The sequence below is a fragment of the Salinifilum ghardaiensis genome (assembly GCF_054491345.1).
The window spans coordinates 337,061-351,513 of the sequence record NZ_CM137101.1; the positions used below are offsets into that span (position 1 = coordinate 337,061).

Here is a 14,453-nt window from a genome sequence, read left to right on the forward strand (position 1 = left end):
GTCGGGTCCGTGGCGGGCGTCGCGGTCAACCTTCGGCTCCAGCCGTGGAGATCTCGGTCAGGCGCAGGCTCTCGATGTCCAGCACGAACCCGCGCACCGCGATCTCGGGCAGCAGGAACGGGCTCGTCCGCAGCTCGTGCACGCACCGGCGGACGTCCTCGGCGGTGTCGGTGTAGGTGCGCGCGCTCCACTGTGGACGGACTCCGGCGTCGGCGGCGAGCTCCGCGGCGAAGTCCTCGTCGGTGAAGCCGAGCATCCCGCACCCGGTGTGGTGCACGACCATGACCTCCCGGGTGCCGAGCTTGCGCTGGCTCACCGCCAGCGAGCGCACGACGTCGTCGGTGACGACGCCGCCCGCGTTGCGCAGCACGTGCGCCTCGCCCGGGCGCAGCCCGAACGTGGCGTAGCCGTCGATGCGGCAGTCCATGCAGGTCAGGATCGCCACGCGCAGCGAGGGCGGGGCGGGCAGCGTCGGATCCCCCGCGGGCGCGGAGGCGTTGCGGTGCAGCAGCTCGTCAGTGGTGCTCATCGGTGTTGCCCTCCTACTGTGATCACGATGCCCGGTCGGGCTCGGCCGCCTCCGCGCGGCGCAGGCGGCGCAGCGCGCCCCGGATGTCGTCGACTTCGGTGACCCGCATGCCCTCCGGCGGTTTGCCCGCTCCCGAAGGCACGAGGGCGTGCGTGAAGCCCATGCGCGCGGCCTCGGAGAGCCGGCGGCGCAGGGCGGTGACCTTGCGGATCTCGCCGGCGAGGCCGACCTCGCCGAGCGCCACGAGGTTCGACGGCAGCGGCACCCCGCGGCGCGAGGAGGCGATCGCCAGCGCCACGGCCAGGTCCGCTGCGGGCTCGAAGAGCTTGGTGCCGCCGACGGTCGCCGCGAACACGTCGTGGTTGCCCGTGTGCACGTTGCCGTGCTTGGTGAGCACGGCGAGCATCATCGACACGCGCGCCGAGTCGAGCCCGCTGACGTTGCGCCGCGGCATGCTCAGCTGGCTCTCCGTGGTCAGCGCCTGGACCTCGGCCAGCAGCGGGCGCTTGCCCTCGACCATGACGGTGATCGCGGTGCCCTCGACCTGCAGCTCCTGCCGGTTGAGGAACAGGCCCGACGGGTCGCGCACCTCGACGATTCCCTCGTCCTGCTGCTCGAAGCAGCCGATCTCGTCGGCCGGGCCGAAGCGGTTCTTCACCCCCCGCAGCATGCGCAGCGTCGAGTGCTCCTCGCCCTCGAACTGCAGCACCACGTCCACCAGGTGCTCGAGCGCGCGCGGGCCGGCGACCGCGCCCTCCTTGGTGACGTGCCCGACGAGGACCACGGGCAGGCCGCGCTCCTTCGCCAGCGCCACCAGCGCGGTGGTCACCGCGCGCACCTGGGTGACTCCGCCCGGTGTCCCGTCCGTCTCGGAGGACTGCACCGTCTGCACCGAGTCGACGATGAGCAGCCCGGGGGCGACGCCGTCGACGTGCCCGAGCACCCCGGCCAGGTCGCTCTCGGCGCCGAGGAAGAGCTCCGGGTGCACCGAGCTGGTGCGCTCGGCGCGCAGCCGCACCTGGCCGGCCGACTCCTCGCCGGTGACGTACAGCGCGGGTGAGCTGCCCTGGGCCGCCCAGCGGTGCGCGACCTCGAGCAGCAGGGTGGACTTGCCCACGCCCGGCTCGCCGGCGAGCAGCACGACCGAACCGGGCACGATCCCGCCGCCGAGCACGCGGTCGAGCTCGTCGATGCCGCTGGCGACCGCGCGGGCCGATTCCAGGTCGACCTCGGCGATGGGGCGCGCCGGGGTGCTCGGCGCGCCCGCCGCGACCTGCTTGGTCTCCGCGCGAGCCGGGCGGGACTCGTCGATCGTCCCCCACGCCTGGCAGGACGGGCAGACGCCGACCCACTTCGCGACCTCGTGGCCGCAGTCCGCGCACCGGTACACGGGGCGCGCGGCGCGAGCGCTCTTCGGTGGCACGGCCCGAGACTAGTAGGCGGCACCGACGGTCCGGTCGGCGCCGGAGGGATCACTCGGGCTGCGGGCTGCCGTGCTCGGGCCGCGGGCGGTGGTCCTGCCCGATCGGCACCTGCACCGTGATCTCCCCGGCCTCGGCGAACCGGAAGGTCACCGGGATGGTCACGCCGGGGTCGATCTCCTCGGTGAAGCCGTTGACGGTGATCGCGACCTCGCGCTGGTCGGAGTTCGACGTCGGCTGGACGTAGCCGGAGCCCTCGGCGCCCGGGGCCTGCTCGCCGTAGGCGTGCAGGGCGGTGTCGCCGGGCAGCTCGGTGGTGCCGCTGATGTCGACCGAGGCCGCGTACGGGCTGGAGGCCCCGACGAGGCGGTCGCTGGTCTCACCCGAATTGGCGATCATGAGCTGGACCGGCGCGGACGATCCCTGGGGGTAGGCGGTGCCGTCCTGCGGGAAGGTGAACTGCGCGTCCCGGATCGCGATGTCGCCGCTCTCCTTCGAGGCGCCGTTGACTGCCGCGACCTGGGTCTCCGTCTCCGTGGTCTGACCGGCGCTGCATCCTCCGAGGACGACGGCGGCGCCGAGTCCGAGTGCGGCCGGGACCAGTCGCAGGCGTGCGCTCTTGTGGTGCTGTGGGCGGATCACGGTTGCAGCGTCCCTCCCTGATAGCCGGACAACCCGGACCGAGCTTAGACCCCCGGTGCGGGGGTGGTGGTGCCAGGTCCCGAGGGCGGCGCGCAGGCGCCGGTGAGCGGGGGTGCTGCCGCGCCCGGGACGGCCGGGGCGTTCGGCACCGCCGCGGTTCCTCCCCGCCGCGCCCCCGGCCCGGGTTCGCCCGGGAGGTGGCGATTTCCCGCAATGCGGACGGAGCCGGGGGCGGCGACCGGGGTGCCCCCCGGGGCGCTACCGCGGGGTGCTGCCGCGCGCTGATCAGCGCGTTCGCCGCCCGGAGCCGGGCGCGCGCGGAGGATCCGATGTGGGCAATCGTCCGGTTCACTCAATGTCTACTGTGGATTAAAACTGCTGCCGGATTCTCGTTGCTTGCACGATCACGAAGGGTTTGTCAACCCCTGTTCGCCTTCTGACCTGCGACGACGAACGCCGAGCCGCCGGTGGTGGAGTTGCTCGGCCGTGCTAGGCTGGACGAAGCGAAAGGGGCAGAGGACACATGGGTTTCAAGGTCGGAGAGACCGTCGTCTACCCGCACCACGGTGCCGCAACGATCGAAGCGATCGAGAACCGGGTGATCAAGGGTGAGGAAAAACAGTACCTCGTCCTCCGGGTCGCACAAGGTGACCTCACTGTCCGCGTCCCCGCTGACAATGCCGAAATTGTCGGCGTGCGGGACGTCGTCGGCCAGGAGGGTCTCGATCACGTCTTCGACGTGCTGCGCGCACCGCACACCGAGGAGCCCACGAACTGGTCTCGGCGGTACAAGGCCAACGTGGAGAAGCTCGCCTCCGGCGACGTGAACAAGGTGGCCGAGGTGGTGCGTGATCTGTGGCGACGCGAACAGGACCGCGGCTTGTCCGCGGGCGAGAAGCGCATGTTGGCCAAGGCCAGGCAGGTGCTCGTGAGCGAGCTGGCCCTGGCCGAGGGCACGGACGAGGACAAGGCCGAGAGCCTGCTCGACGAAGTCCTCGCCACCGCCGTGTGAGCACCGGGACCGGACGAGCGTGAGTGTTGTCGCGCTGGTCCCCGCGGCAGGCCGCGGGGTGCGCTTGGGCGCGGGCAAGCCCAAGGCGCTGGTACCGGTGAAAGGTGAGTCCTTGCTGTCCCGCTCGGTCCGGGGGCTGCTGGCCTCGGGCCGAGTGGGGCAGGTCATCGTCGCCGCTCCCGCCGAGCAGCGGGACGCGGTGCTGGCGGAACTGCCCGGTGCCGCCGGGGTGCACGCCGTGGTCGGCGGGGCCGAGCGCACCGACTCCGTGCGCCGCGCCCTCGCCAGCGTCGACGAGCTGGCCCCCGGCGCGCGCACCGTGCTCGTGCACGACGCCGCGCGCGCCTTCACCCCGCCCGGAGTGGTCCGCGACGTCGTGGACGCGGTCGAGCGCGGAGCTCCCGCGGTGGTCCCCGTGCTGCCCGTCGCGGATACCGTCAAGGAGATCGGCACCGACGGGGCGGTGCTGCGCACGGTCGACCGCTCCCAGCTGCGCGCGGTGCAGACGCCGCAGGGGTTCGCCCTGGACGTGCTGCGCCGCGCCTACGATGTCGCCGAGGACGTCGCCACGGACGACGCGGGGCTGGTCGAGCGCCTCGGGGAGCCCGTGGTGACCGTGCGGGGGAACCCCCGTGCGCTGAAGATCACCACGGAATTCGACCTCGCGGTCGCGGAAGCGGTCCTGGCGACCACGGACCACGGTGGGTGAGCACGTCGTGACGGACTACGCGGAAAGCCCGGTGCAGGAGGGGCGCGCCGCCGGGGCGAGCGTCCTCGTGCCGCGCGTCGGCCAGGGCGTCGACGTGCACCGGATCGAGCCCGGCAGGGAGTGCTGGCTGGCCGGGCTGCACTGGCCCGGGGCCGACGGGTGCGTCGGGCACTCCGACGGCGACGTCGCCGCGCACGCGCTGTGCGACGCCGTGCTCGCGGCCGCCGGGATCGGCGATCTCGGCGCGGTGTTCGGCACGGACGACGAGCGCTGGGGCGAGGCCCACGGGGTGGACTTCCTCGCCGAGGTCGGGGCGCGGCTGGCCGCGACCGGCTCCCGCGTGGGCAACGCCACGGTGCAGGTGGTCGGCAACGCGCCGCGGATCGGTGCGCGGCGCGAGGAGGCCCAGCGGGTGCTGTCCGGGGCGCTCGGCGGCTCCGTGTCCGTGTCCGGGACGACCTCCGACGGCCTGGGGCTGACCGGGCGCGGCGAGGGCATCGCGGCGATCGCGACGGCGCTGGTGATCGCAGCGGAGTGAGCGGCCCCGGGCCGCGGGGTGCAAGCTGGCGCACATTGGCGTGTGTCCGGACCCGCGGTGCCCGTATCGTGGATCTCGTGACGATGCGCGCGGTGTTGTTCGACTTCTCCGGAACGCTGTTCCGCCTGGAGGAGGACGAGTCCTGGTCGGCCGATTTCACCGATGACTCCGGCCGGCCGCTGGACACCTCCGAGCAGGCCGAGATCATGCGGCGGCTGACCGCCCCGGCGGGGCAGGTGGTGCAGCTCGGCCAGGAGTTCGAGGACGCGTGGGAGAACCGCGACCTGGACCCGGTGCTGCACCGCAAGGTCTACATGGCGGTGCTGCAGCACTCGGGCCTCGACGAGGAGCAGGCCGCCTCGCTGTACAGCAGGCTGATCGACCCCGACCAGTGGACTCCGTACCCGGACGCGGTCGAGGTGCTGCGCCGCTGCCGGGAGGCCGGGCTGCGCGTGGCCGTGGTCAGCAACATCGCGTTCGACTTCCGCGCCGCCTTCGAGCGGACCGGTGCGGCCGAGTACGTGGACGAGTTCCTGCTCTCCTACGAGGAGGGCCTGGTCAAGCCGGACGCGAAGCTGTTCCTGCGGGCCTGCGAGCGGTTGGGCGTCGACCCGGCCGAGGCGGTCATGGTCGGGGACAGCGCCGAGGCGGACGGCGGTGCGACCGCGCTCGGGTGCCGTTTCGAGCTCGTCGAGCCCGCCCCGACCTCCGAGCGCCCCGACGCCCTGCGCACCGCCCTCGCCGATGTCCTCGCCTGAGCTCCCCGGCGGCTCCCGCCCCTGACGAGCCCCGCCGAGCCCGCCCCGCGTCGGGTGCCGGCCCGGCCCGCCGAGCTGAGCCGGCCCGCCGAGCTGAGCCGGCCCGCCGAGTCGGGTCGGCCCGCTGGACCTCGAGGATCCGGCGAATCCGGACAGAAATCCGACAAGTTGACCTCGATCGTGTTGATTGATCTCGATCGTGTGGGGATAACTCGTGCTCCACTCGTGTGGGGACAGCTCACAATTTTGATGAAAATTGTGCTCTCTGGAACGGTTCCAGTTTGAGGTGAGCGGGTGCCCGCCGGCGAGCGGGGACGCTGTCCCCGCTGCCCCCGCTGCCCGCCGTTGCCGGTGGGGCCGCGGTTTCCCGGCGAGGCCGTGGCTCGGGGTGGGGTCGTGGTTCCGAGCGGGGTCGTGGTCTCCCGACGGGGCCCGTGGTCGCGGGTGGGGCGCTGCCGCTGCCGGGCGGGCGCCGTGCGGTGGTGGGCGCCGATGCCCGCGTCCGCGCCCCGTACCATCGGGGTTGTGAGCCTGCACCTGCATGACACCGCGACGCGGACCACGCGCGAGTTCCAACCGCGCCAGGACTCAGTGGCGTCGATCTACCTGTGCGGTGCCACTGTGCAGGACATTCCGCATGTCGGCCACGTCCGCAGCGGGTTGAACTTCGACGTGCTGCGCCGGTGGATGCAGCACACCGGCTACGACGTGCGGCTGGTCCGCAACGTCACCGACATCGACGACAAGATCCTCACCAAGGCCGCCGACGCGGGCCGGCCGTGGTGGGAGTGGGCCGCCACGCACGAGCGCGCGTTCGAACGCGCCTACGACCAGCTCGGCTGCCTGCCGCCGTCCGCGCTGCCGCGGGCGACCGGGCACATCACGCAGATGGTCGAGCTCGTCCAGCGGCTGATCGACGCCGGGCACGCCTACGCGGCCGACGGCGACGTGTACTTCGCGGTGGAGACCTTCGCCGACCGCTACGGCAGCCTGTCCGGCCAGCGGCTCGAGGAGATGCAGCAGGGGGAGTCCGGCGGCGCCAAGCGCGATCCGCGGGACTTCACGCTGTGGAAGTCCGCCAAGCCGGGCGAACCGAGCTGGCCGACCCCGTGGGGTGCGGGCCGGCCCGGGTGGCACCTGGAGTGCTCGGCGATGGCCACGTACTACCTGGGCTCGGAGTTCGACATCCACGGCGGCGGGCTGGACCTGGTCTTCCCGCACCACGAGAACGAGCTGGCCCAGTCCAACGCCGCGGGCGACGGGTTCGCGCGCTACTGGATGCACAACGCCTGGGTCACGATGAGCGGCGAGAAGATGTCCAAGTCGCTCGGCAACACGCTGACGATCCCGGCGGTGCTGCAGCGCGTGCGCGCGTCGGAGCTGCGCTACTACCTCGTGACGCCGCACTACCGGTCGACCGTGGAGTTCTCCGAGGCCGGACTGGCCGAGGCGGTGTCCACGTACCGGCGGATCGAGTCGTTCGTGCGGCGCGTGGTGCAGCGCACCGGCGCCGTGGACTTCGGCCCGGTTCCGGACGAGTTCCGCGCGGCGATGGACGACGACCTCGGCACGCCGCAGGCGATCGCGGTGGTGCACAACGCGCTGCGCGACGGCAACGCGGCGCTCGACGGCGGTGACGAGGGCGCCGCCCGCGGGGCGGCCGCCTCGGTGCGGACCATGACCGACGTCTTCGGCCTGGACCCCCTCTCGCCGCAGTGGGCCGAGGCGCGCGCGGACGACGCCGCGCGCCGAGCGCTGGGCGAGCTCGTGGACGATCTGCTCCAGCAGCGCCAGCAGGCCCGGCAGAACAAGGACTTCGCCACGGCCGACGCGGTGCGGGACCGGTTGCAGGCGTGCGGAATCGCCGTCGAGGACACTCCTGACGGTCCGATGTGGACATTGAAGGACGGGTAGGACTTGGCAGGTAACGACAGGCGCCGCGGTGCCACGAGCAAGAAGAAGAAGGGGATGGTCGTCGGCTCCGGCGGCCAGAAGCGCAAGCAGATCAGCAAGGGGCGCAAGCCGGTCCCGAAGGCCGAGGACCGCGCCAACCACCCCGCGCACAAGCGCAAGCAGGCCAAGGTCGCGGCCGAGCGCGACAAGGAGCAGCGGCGCGAGAAGAAGGAGAACGCCCCCGAGATCGTCGCCGGCCGCAACCCGGTGGTGGAGTGCCTGCGCGCGGGAGTGCCCGCCACGGGCGTGTTCGTGGCCTACGGCATCGACACCGACGACCGCGTGACCGAAGCCGTGGAAACCGCGCGCACGCACGGCATCGCCGTCGTCGACGCGCCGCGGACCGAGATCGACAAGCTCACCGGCGGGGCGAACCACCAGGGCTTGGCGCTGAAGGTGCCGCCGTACAAGTACGGCGACCCGGAGGACGTGCTCGAAGCAGCGCAGAACTCGGGCATGGCCCCGCTGATCGTCGCGCTGGACGGCGTCACCGATCCGCGCAACCTCGGCGCCGTGGTGCGTTCCGCGGCCGCCTTCGGTGCGCACGGCGTGATCCTGCCGCAGCGGCGCAGCGCGGGCATGACCGCCGTGGCGTGGCGCGCCAGCGCGGGAACTGCGGCGCAGCTGCCGGTGGCGCGGTGCGTCAACCTCACGCGCACGCTGAAGGACCTGAAGAAGGCCGGGCTGATGTGCGTGGGCCTGGACGCCGACGCGGACATCAGCTCCGACGATCTGGAGCTGGCGACGGAACCGCTGGTCGTCGTCGTCGGTTCCGAGGGTCGGGGGCTGTCCCGCCTGGTCCGCGAGACCTGCGACCAGACCGTGTCCATCCCGATGGCCGGCAGCGTCGAATCGCTCAACGCCTCCGTGGCCTCCGGCGTGGTGCTGGCGGAAGTGGCGCGCCGCCGCCGCACCCGCTGAGCGGTGCGGGGCCGGGTCGGTGCGGGGACCGCCCCGCGCCGGGCGGCCCCCGCCCGGCGTGACCGGCCCGGCGAGCGGTCGCGGATTCGGGAAGCGGCGCGGGTGCTGCCGCGCTCCGCGGGACCCCGGCGCAGCCACCCCACCGGGGCGCGGCACCGCCCGAGGGCGCCCCGCTCGGGCGGTGCACCGGCGCGACGTGCCGACTACGTGCCGCGCATGTCCCCGCGGAGGTCCAGGTCGCGACCTTCGCGCGTGGCCAGCACGCAGGCCCCGGCGGCGAGGAACGACAGCGCCCACGCGGTTCCCAGCAACCACAGCTGCCCGTCGGCCAGCAGGACCAGTGCGGTCGCGATCATCGGTGTGAAGCCACCACCCACCGTGGACGCGGTCTGGTACGTCAGCGACGCGCCCGTGTAGCGGACGCGGGTGGGGAACAGCTCGGCGACGAACGCGCCGAAGGGCCCGAAGATCACGCCCTGGATCACGCTGTTGGCCAGGAACAGGGCGAGGGCGAAGCCCCACAGCGCCTCGGTCTGCAGCAGCCACAGGATCGGGAAGGCCAGTACCGCCCCGGCGAGCATGCCGCTGAACATCACCGGTCTGCGCCCGCGCCGGTCGCTGGCGCGGGAGGCGAACCACACCAGCACGGCGGTCAACGTCGCACCGACGGCCTTCACGTTCAGCACGGCGGTGCGGTCCAACCCCGCGTCGATGACGTAGGACACCGCCCACACCGTCATCAACCCCTGCACGGTGTAGGAGCTCATCCCGGCGATCACGCCCAGGGCCCAGTTGCGCGGGTAGGTCGTGACCACTTCGGTCAGCGGGATGCGGCGCTGCTCCGCGGTCTTCTCCAGCTCCGCGAACAGCGGGCTCTCGACGACCTTCAGGCGCACCACGAGCCCCGCGATGATGAGCAGGGCGCTCAGCAGGAACGGCATCCGCCAGCCCCACGCGAGGAACTGCTCGTCGGGCAGCGTGGAGAACGCCGACACCGCGAGGGTCGCCAGCACCGCACCGGCGGGACCGCCCATGTTCGCGAAGCTCGCCGCGAAGCCGCGGCGCGAGTCCGGTGCGTGCTCCAGGGCGATGAGCATCGCTCCGCCCCACTCGCCGCCCACCGCGACTCCCTGGAGCATCCGCAGCAGCACCAGCAGCACGGGAGCGGCCATGCCGATCTGCGCGGTCGTCGGCAGCAGTCCGATCGCCATCGTCGCGGCGCCCATCAGCACCATGGACACCACCAGGACCGTCTTGCGGCCGGCGCGGTCACCGAAGTGCCCGAGGACGACGCCGCCGAGCGGGCGCGCCACGTACCCCACGGCGAGCGTCCCGAAGGAGGCGAACAACCCCACTCCCGGCGTCAGAGCCGTGAAGAACACCTGGTTGAACACGATGCTCGCGGCCATCGCGTACAGGATGAAGTCGTAGTACTCGATGGAACTGCCGATGAAGCTCGATGCCAGGATCCGCCGCAGCTGTCCGGTGTTGACGCTGTCCGGGCGCGTTCCCCTCGTTTCAACGGGATTCTGCGTCATGGTGCGGCCTCACTTCGGTGCCGGGGTCGTCGAGCCGATCGGGAGGACGTCCAGATCGGACGGAACGTGGAACGCTCCGTCGAAGTGCCCGGCCGCTTTCCACCACACGGCGCGGGAGGCGTTGCCCGGGACGAGGTGGTGCAGCGCCAGCCCCCTCGCACCGGCGCGCTTCGCCAGTGCTGCCGCGTCTTCGGGGCTCGTGTGCGAGCGGTGGTGGTGGTCGATCGACGCTTGGCTGAACTCGTCCGCGTGCGCGGCGTACGTGCGCCGCACCCAGTCGAAGTCGATGGCCTCGTGCAGCAGCAGATCGGTGTCCTCCGCGATCCGCACGAGGTTCTCGCACGGGGCGGTGTCGCCGGAGATCGTCACCGATCCCGCGTCCGTGTCGAACCGGAACGCGTACGCGGGCGCGACCGGCGGGTGGTGCACCAGGATCGCGGTGACCCGAACCCGCTCGTCCTGGTAGACCTCGAACGGTTCCATCGGCGGATCCGGGCGGTCATCGGGGTCGAAGTCGCACCCCTCCGGCAGCGCGATGTCTGCGCAGTCGAAGCACTGCAGCGGCGAGGGGCGCAGCGCGCCGAGCACGCGGTAGTTCAGGTCGGTCGCGTGCGCGGCCATCAAGTGGTGGAACATCGAAACCGTGCCGCCCGTGGGGTTCTCCGGGAACAGCGGTTCCGGAGGTGTTGCCGCGCGGGCGGAGACCGGTGGCAGGGCGCCCCGTTCGCCCGGCCCCCGGACGTGCACCGGTGGCAGTCCCCGGTCGGCCCGGTAGAACAGGCCGAACACGGCCAGCTCGTCGAGGTCCACGGTGTGGTCCGAGTGCAGGTGGGTCAGAAACACGGCGCGCAGCGCGGAGATCGGCAGTCCCGCCCTGACGAGCTGGTGCCCCGCGTCGCGCCCGCAGTCGACCAGGTACACCGCGTCTCCGACGACGACCGCCGTGGCGATCCCCGCCGAGTGGTGCTCGGTCATGCCTTCCCACCACCGCGGCCCCCCGACGGTGCCGAGGGTGACCACGTGGGGTGCGCGGGTTTCGCCGGTGAGCGCGGATGCCATGAATCCTCCCGGAGCAGCGGGGTGGCGCGGACCGCCGGCGCTGAGCGCGCGGCGCACGCTCCGGTGTCCGCACCACCGGACAACGACGTGATCCATTGCACAGCCGGCGCTGCGGTGGCACAAAGACCGGTTCGGCGCCCCTCCGGATAGCAGTTCGCTATGGCGGGCGGGCACCGCGCGGCGCCGGGACCGCTACTCGCCGCGCAGCAGCAGCTCCCGGAACTCCCGGGCGGCCGGGGACAGCCGTCCGGCGCGGCGCAGCAACCGCAGCTCGCGGTGCAGCGGGGGCGAGGTGCGGGCCGTCACGGCGCCCTTCAGCGCGGCGATGTCCGCCAGCGGTGCGGGCAGCAGCGCACATCCGGCGCCGGCGACCACCAGGTGCAGCGCCGATTCCCGGTGGGAGACTTCGACGACGAGCCGCAGCGACGCGCCGCGCCGCCGGGCCTGCTCCTCGAGGATGTCCCGCCCCACGGTTCCGGGGACTCCGGTGACGAAATCGCGCGCCAGCAGCTCGTCCCAGGGCATCTCCCCGGTGGGCGGCGGGGGCGAACCGGGCGGCAGGACCGCGACGAAGTCCTGGTCGCCGATCCGTTCGGTGGCCAGTTCGGGGTCGGGTTCCCCGGCGGCGTCGGCGACGCCGAGCTCCGCCTGCCCGGAGGCCACGCTGTCCCGGACGGCGGCGCGCTCCTCCGGTTGCACCAGGCGCAGCGTGATGCCCGGTCGTGCGGTGCGGAACCGGCCGATCACCGGTGCCAGCGGGTCCAGCGCGAGCGTGGGCAGGCTCGCGATGTCCAACCGCCCGGACCGCACCCCGGCGACTTCGTGGACCAGCGCGCGGCCGACTTCGAACTCGCGCAGCGCGTGGCGGGCGGAGTCCAGCAACGCTTCCCCGGCCGCGGAGAGGCGGATGCCGCGGGGGAGGCGGTGGAACAGCTCGGTTCCGAGCTCGCGCTCCAGGGTCTTGATCGCCCGGGACAGGGATGGTTGGGCCACGTGCAGCGCGTGCGCCGCAGCGGTGAAGCTGCCGTGGTCCGCGACAGCGGTGAAGTACTCGATCTGACGGCGTTCCACTCGAGCCCCCGACGAACTGCTCGGCCCCGACGGCGGTGTCGGCATCGCGCGAACGTACCCGATCGCGGAGCGCCCCCGCTGCGTTCGGTTCCCGCGCGGCAGCTCGCCTCGGAGCCGGCGGCAGGCGGGTCTGCGGCCGCGCGTCGAGCACCGCAGTGCGGAGCGGTGCGCGAGTCGGGATCAGGCGGACCGGCCCGGCCGGTTCGGGGTGGTCAGCTCCGCGCGGTGCGCCCGGCCCTGCGGCCGCGGCGGAAGATCAGGCCCCGCTGCACCGCGAAGTTGCACGAGGTGGCGAGCGCCTGCGCGAGGAACCAGCACAGGGTGATCTTCCACGGCATCTCCGGCAGGGAGTACCGCAGCGCGGCGTAGGCGCTGACGTTGAGGCAGAAGGCCAGGCCGTAGGCGCCGGTCACGCTGACCACTTCGCGCGCGTCGCGCCGGGCCGCGAACGTCCAGTTGCTGTTGATCGCGTAACCGACCGTGCTGCCCAGGACGAAGCTGATCGCCTTCGCCAGTTCGGAGAGCAACCCGGCGCGGGTGAGCAGCTGGAGGCTGCTGTAGTCGGTGATGCCGGCGACGGCGCCGGCGAGGCCGAAGCGGAGCAGTTGGCGGACCAGCCCGAGCCGCGCGGTCGGAGCGGCGGCGGTGCCCGACGCCCCGGCGCGCGCCGGGGCCCTGGTGTCCGTTGTCAACCTCTCCTCCAGCTCACCCGTGCCGCCGCGACGGGCCGCGGTGCCGCGGTCGGCGTACCGGAAGGACGCGCTCCGGGTCAGGGTAAGGATTCCCCCCGCCTCGTGTCCTCCTCGTCCGGATTCCTCCTGTGACCGCCCCGGTGCGCACCGTGCCCGGAAGGCCCGGTCGCGCGGTGGTCCGGAGGTGCCCGCGCGTGTCCGGCCGGGTGCTGGATCTCGCGGAGCGGCGGGGAATTCTCCCGGCGCCGGCCGCTCGTGCGCGCGCCGTCCGTCGACCACCGGCGGTGCGCAGCGCCCCCGCGCACCGAGCCGGCTGCTGCGCCGGGGTGTGATCAGCATCGCCGCTGTGTCGCACCCCACGATCGGGTGGCGGCGGCCGGCCGGAGGGCGGGGACCGACCAGGCAGCAGCGACCCCGCCGGCCCTCAGCGACCCGCCGGGCCTCAGCGGCGCGGGATCATCACCCACAGGACCAGGTAGATCACGAACTGCGGGCCGGGCAGCAGGCAGGAGAGCACGAATGCCAGGCGCACCAGTCCGCGCGGCAGGCCGAACCGGTCGGCCAGGCCGGCGCACACGCCGGCGATCCACGCTCCCGAGCGCGGGCGGATGAGTTCGTTCGCACGTGCCGTCATGCCCCCATCCTCCCGCGGCTGAGGTGGTCGGGGATCCGGGACGAACCCTGAGAACACCCCGGCGCAGCCCGCAGCGCGCCGCGGCACCGGTGCACCCCGGGCCCCGGCACGCGCCGCGGCGCCCTCACGCCGCGCGGGACAGGCGCCGCAGCCGGTGCGTCCCGAGCCCGCGGCAGACCAGGTAGATGATGAACGAGATGCTCGTGACGAACGCGCTCACCGGCGCCCCCGGGGCCAGGGAGAGCACGATCCCGCCGAGCGCGGCCGCTTCGGCGAACACGACCGACAGCACCGTCGCCACCACCGGGTTGGCGGTCACGCGCGCGGCCGCCGCCCCCGGTGTCACCATCAGCGCCATCACGAGCAGCGCGCCGACGGTGTACACGCCGAGGGCCGTGGCCACGCCGACGAGCACGGCGAACACGGGGGTGAGCACCCGGGCGGGAACACCGCGCGCACCGGCCACGTCCGGGTCGACGCTGGTGAACAGCAGCGGCCGGTAGAGGCAGGCGAACACGACGAGCACGACCGCGGCGCTGGTGCTCAGCAGGGCCACGTCGAACGAGTTCACGCCGACGATCTGCCCGATGAGGATGCTGAACTTGTTGGCCGTGCGTTCGGAGTTGAGCCACAGCAGCAGCACGCCCACGCCCATGCCGAAGGACAGGATCGCGCCGATCACCGAGTCGCGCTCCGTGCCGCGCTGCCCCAGCAGCCCCAGCAGCAGCGAGGCGATCACGGCGCCGACCAGCGATCCCACGCCGACGCTGATCCCGAGCAGCAGCGCGGCCGCGGCCCCGGTGAAGGCGAGTTCCGCGGTGCCGTGCACGGCGAACGACATCTTGCGGGCCACCACGAGCGGGGCCAGGCAACCGGAGACGAGCCCCAGCGCGGCCGCGGCGAGCAGCGCCTGCTGCACGAACGGGTAGGCGAGCAGTTCGCCGGTCACCGCGAAGTCGAACATGCCGCCGAGGTC

The 14,453-nt window shown here is 73.0% G+C and carries 15 protein-coding genes; 6 read left to right on the forward strand and 9 right to left on the reverse strand.

Annotation, left to right across the window (positions count from 1 at the left end; all coding sequences use genetic code 11):
- Nucleotides 1-25: 25 nt before the first annotated feature.
- The 3 genes from ACVGV0_RS01525 to ACVGV0_RS01535 are packed head-to-tail and all read right to left on the reverse strand — an operon-like array spanning nucleotide 26 to nucleotide 2,592.
- Entirely contained in the window at nucleotides 26-529 is a 504-nt protein-coding gene (locus ACVGV0_RS01525) for a beta-class carbonic anhydrase (protein ID WP_459158051.1), read from the reverse strand.
- Between the two features lie 22 nt (nucleotides 530-551).
- On the reverse strand, nucleotides 552-1,952 hold the full coding sequence (gene radA, locus ACVGV0_RS01530) for a DNA repair protein RadA (protein WP_459158052.1): 1,401 nt from the start codon (nucleotides 1,950-1,952) through the stop codon (nucleotides 552-554).
- Nucleotides 1,953-2,001: 49 nt separating this feature from the next.
- A complete protein-coding gene (locus tag ACVGV0_RS01535) occupies nucleotides 2,002-2,592 on the reverse strand; it encodes a copper chaperone PCu(A)C (RefSeq protein WP_459158053.1) in 591 nt (196 codons plus the stop codon).
- A 523-nt stretch (nucleotides 2,593-3,115) separates the two neighbouring features.
- Between ACVGV0_RS01535 and ACVGV0_RS01540 the strand changes: the two genes are divergently transcribed.
- The 6 genes from ACVGV0_RS01540 to rlmB all read left to right on the forward strand — a co-directional run bounded on the left by ACVGV0_RS01540 (nucleotide 3,116) and on the right by rlmB (nucleotide 8,483).
- Nucleotides 3,116-3,604, forward strand: a complete 489-nt coding sequence (locus tag ACVGV0_RS01540) for a CarD family transcriptional regulator (protein WP_459158054.1) — start codon at nucleotides 3,116-3,118, stop codon at nucleotides 3,602-3,604.
- 19 nt (nucleotides 3,605-3,623) lie between these two features.
- The gene (gene ispD / locus ACVGV0_RS01545) at nucleotides 3,624-4,313 is read left to right on the forward strand and encodes a 2-C-methyl-D-erythritol 4-phosphate cytidylyltransferase (protein WP_459158055.1); all 690 of its coding nucleotides are present in this window, start codon (nucleotides 3,624-3,626) and stop codon (nucleotides 4,311-4,313) included.
- Between the two features lie 67 nt (nucleotides 4,314-4,380).
- A complete protein-coding gene (gene ispF / locus ACVGV0_RS01550; protein ID WP_459159886.1) occupies nucleotides 4,381-4,851 on the forward strand; it encodes a 2-C-methyl-D-erythritol 2,4-cyclodiphosphate synthase in 471 nt (156 codons plus the stop codon).
- A 77-nt stretch (nucleotides 4,852-4,928) separates the two neighbouring features.
- Complete coding sequence (locus tag ACVGV0_RS01555) at nucleotides 4,929-5,609, forward strand: HAD family hydrolase (RefSeq protein ID WP_459158056.1); 681 nt, start codon at nucleotides 4,929-4,931, stop codon at nucleotides 5,607-5,609.
- Nucleotides 5,610-6,134: 525 nt separating this feature from the next.
- Nucleotides 6,135-7,523, forward strand: coding sequence for a cysteine--tRNA ligase (cysS, locus tag ACVGV0_RS01560; RefSeq protein WP_459158057.1), 1,389 nt, complete (start codon nucleotides 6,135-6,137; stop codon nucleotides 7,521-7,523).
- A 3-nt stretch (nucleotides 7,524-7,526) separates the two neighbouring features.
- Nucleotides 7,527-8,483 carry a 23S rRNA (guanosine(2251)-2'-O)-methyltransferase RlmB gene (gene rlmB, locus ACVGV0_RS01565; protein ID WP_459158058.1) on the forward strand — a complete coding sequence of 319 codons (957 nt, stop codon included), beginning with the start codon at nucleotides 7,527-7,529 and terminating at the stop codon, nucleotides 8,481-8,483.
- 203 nt (nucleotides 8,484-8,686) lie between these two features.
- Here rlmB and ACVGV0_RS01570 read toward each other — a convergent pair whose 3' ends face one another.
- From ACVGV0_RS01570 to ACVGV0_RS01595, 6 genes are all read right to left on the reverse strand, one after another.
- Nucleotides 8,687-10,021, reverse strand: a complete 1,335-nt coding sequence (locus ACVGV0_RS01570) for an MFS transporter (RefSeq protein ID WP_459158059.1) — start codon at nucleotides 10,019-10,021, stop codon at nucleotides 8,687-8,689.
- A gap of 9 nt (nucleotides 10,022-10,030) precedes the next feature.
- Nucleotides 10,031-11,080: an MBL fold metallo-hydrolase gene (locus tag ACVGV0_RS01575; RefSeq protein WP_459158060.1), complete on the reverse strand. Its 1,050-nt coding sequence runs from the start codon at nucleotides 11,078-11,080 to the stop codon at nucleotides 10,031-10,033.
- Nucleotides 11,081-11,272: 192 nt separating this feature from the next.
- The gene (locus tag ACVGV0_RS01580; protein ID WP_459158061.1) at nucleotides 11,273-12,196 is read right to left on the reverse strand and encodes a LysR family transcriptional regulator; all 924 of its coding nucleotides are present in this window, start codon (nucleotides 12,194-12,196) and stop codon (nucleotides 11,273-11,275) included.
- Between the two features lie 167 nt (nucleotides 12,197-12,363).
- Nucleotides 12,364-12,843 (reverse strand): GtrA family protein, encoded by a 480-nt coding sequence (locus ACVGV0_RS01585; protein ID WP_459158062.1) that lies wholly within the window; start codon nucleotides 12,841-12,843, stop codon nucleotides 12,364-12,366.
- Between the two features lie 442 nt (nucleotides 12,844-13,285).
- Nucleotides 13,286-13,477, reverse strand: coding sequence for a PspC domain-containing protein (locus tag ACVGV0_RS01590; RefSeq protein ID WP_459158063.1), 192 nt, complete (start codon nucleotides 13,475-13,477; stop codon nucleotides 13,286-13,288).
- Between the two features lie 124 nt (nucleotides 13,478-13,601).
- Nucleotides 13,602-14,441 carry a metal ABC transporter permease gene (locus ACVGV0_RS01595; RefSeq protein WP_459159887.1) on the reverse strand — a complete coding sequence of 280 codons (840 nt, stop codon included), beginning with the start codon at nucleotides 14,439-14,441 and terminating at the stop codon, nucleotides 13,602-13,604.
- Nucleotides 14,442-14,453: the final 12 nt, after the last annotated feature.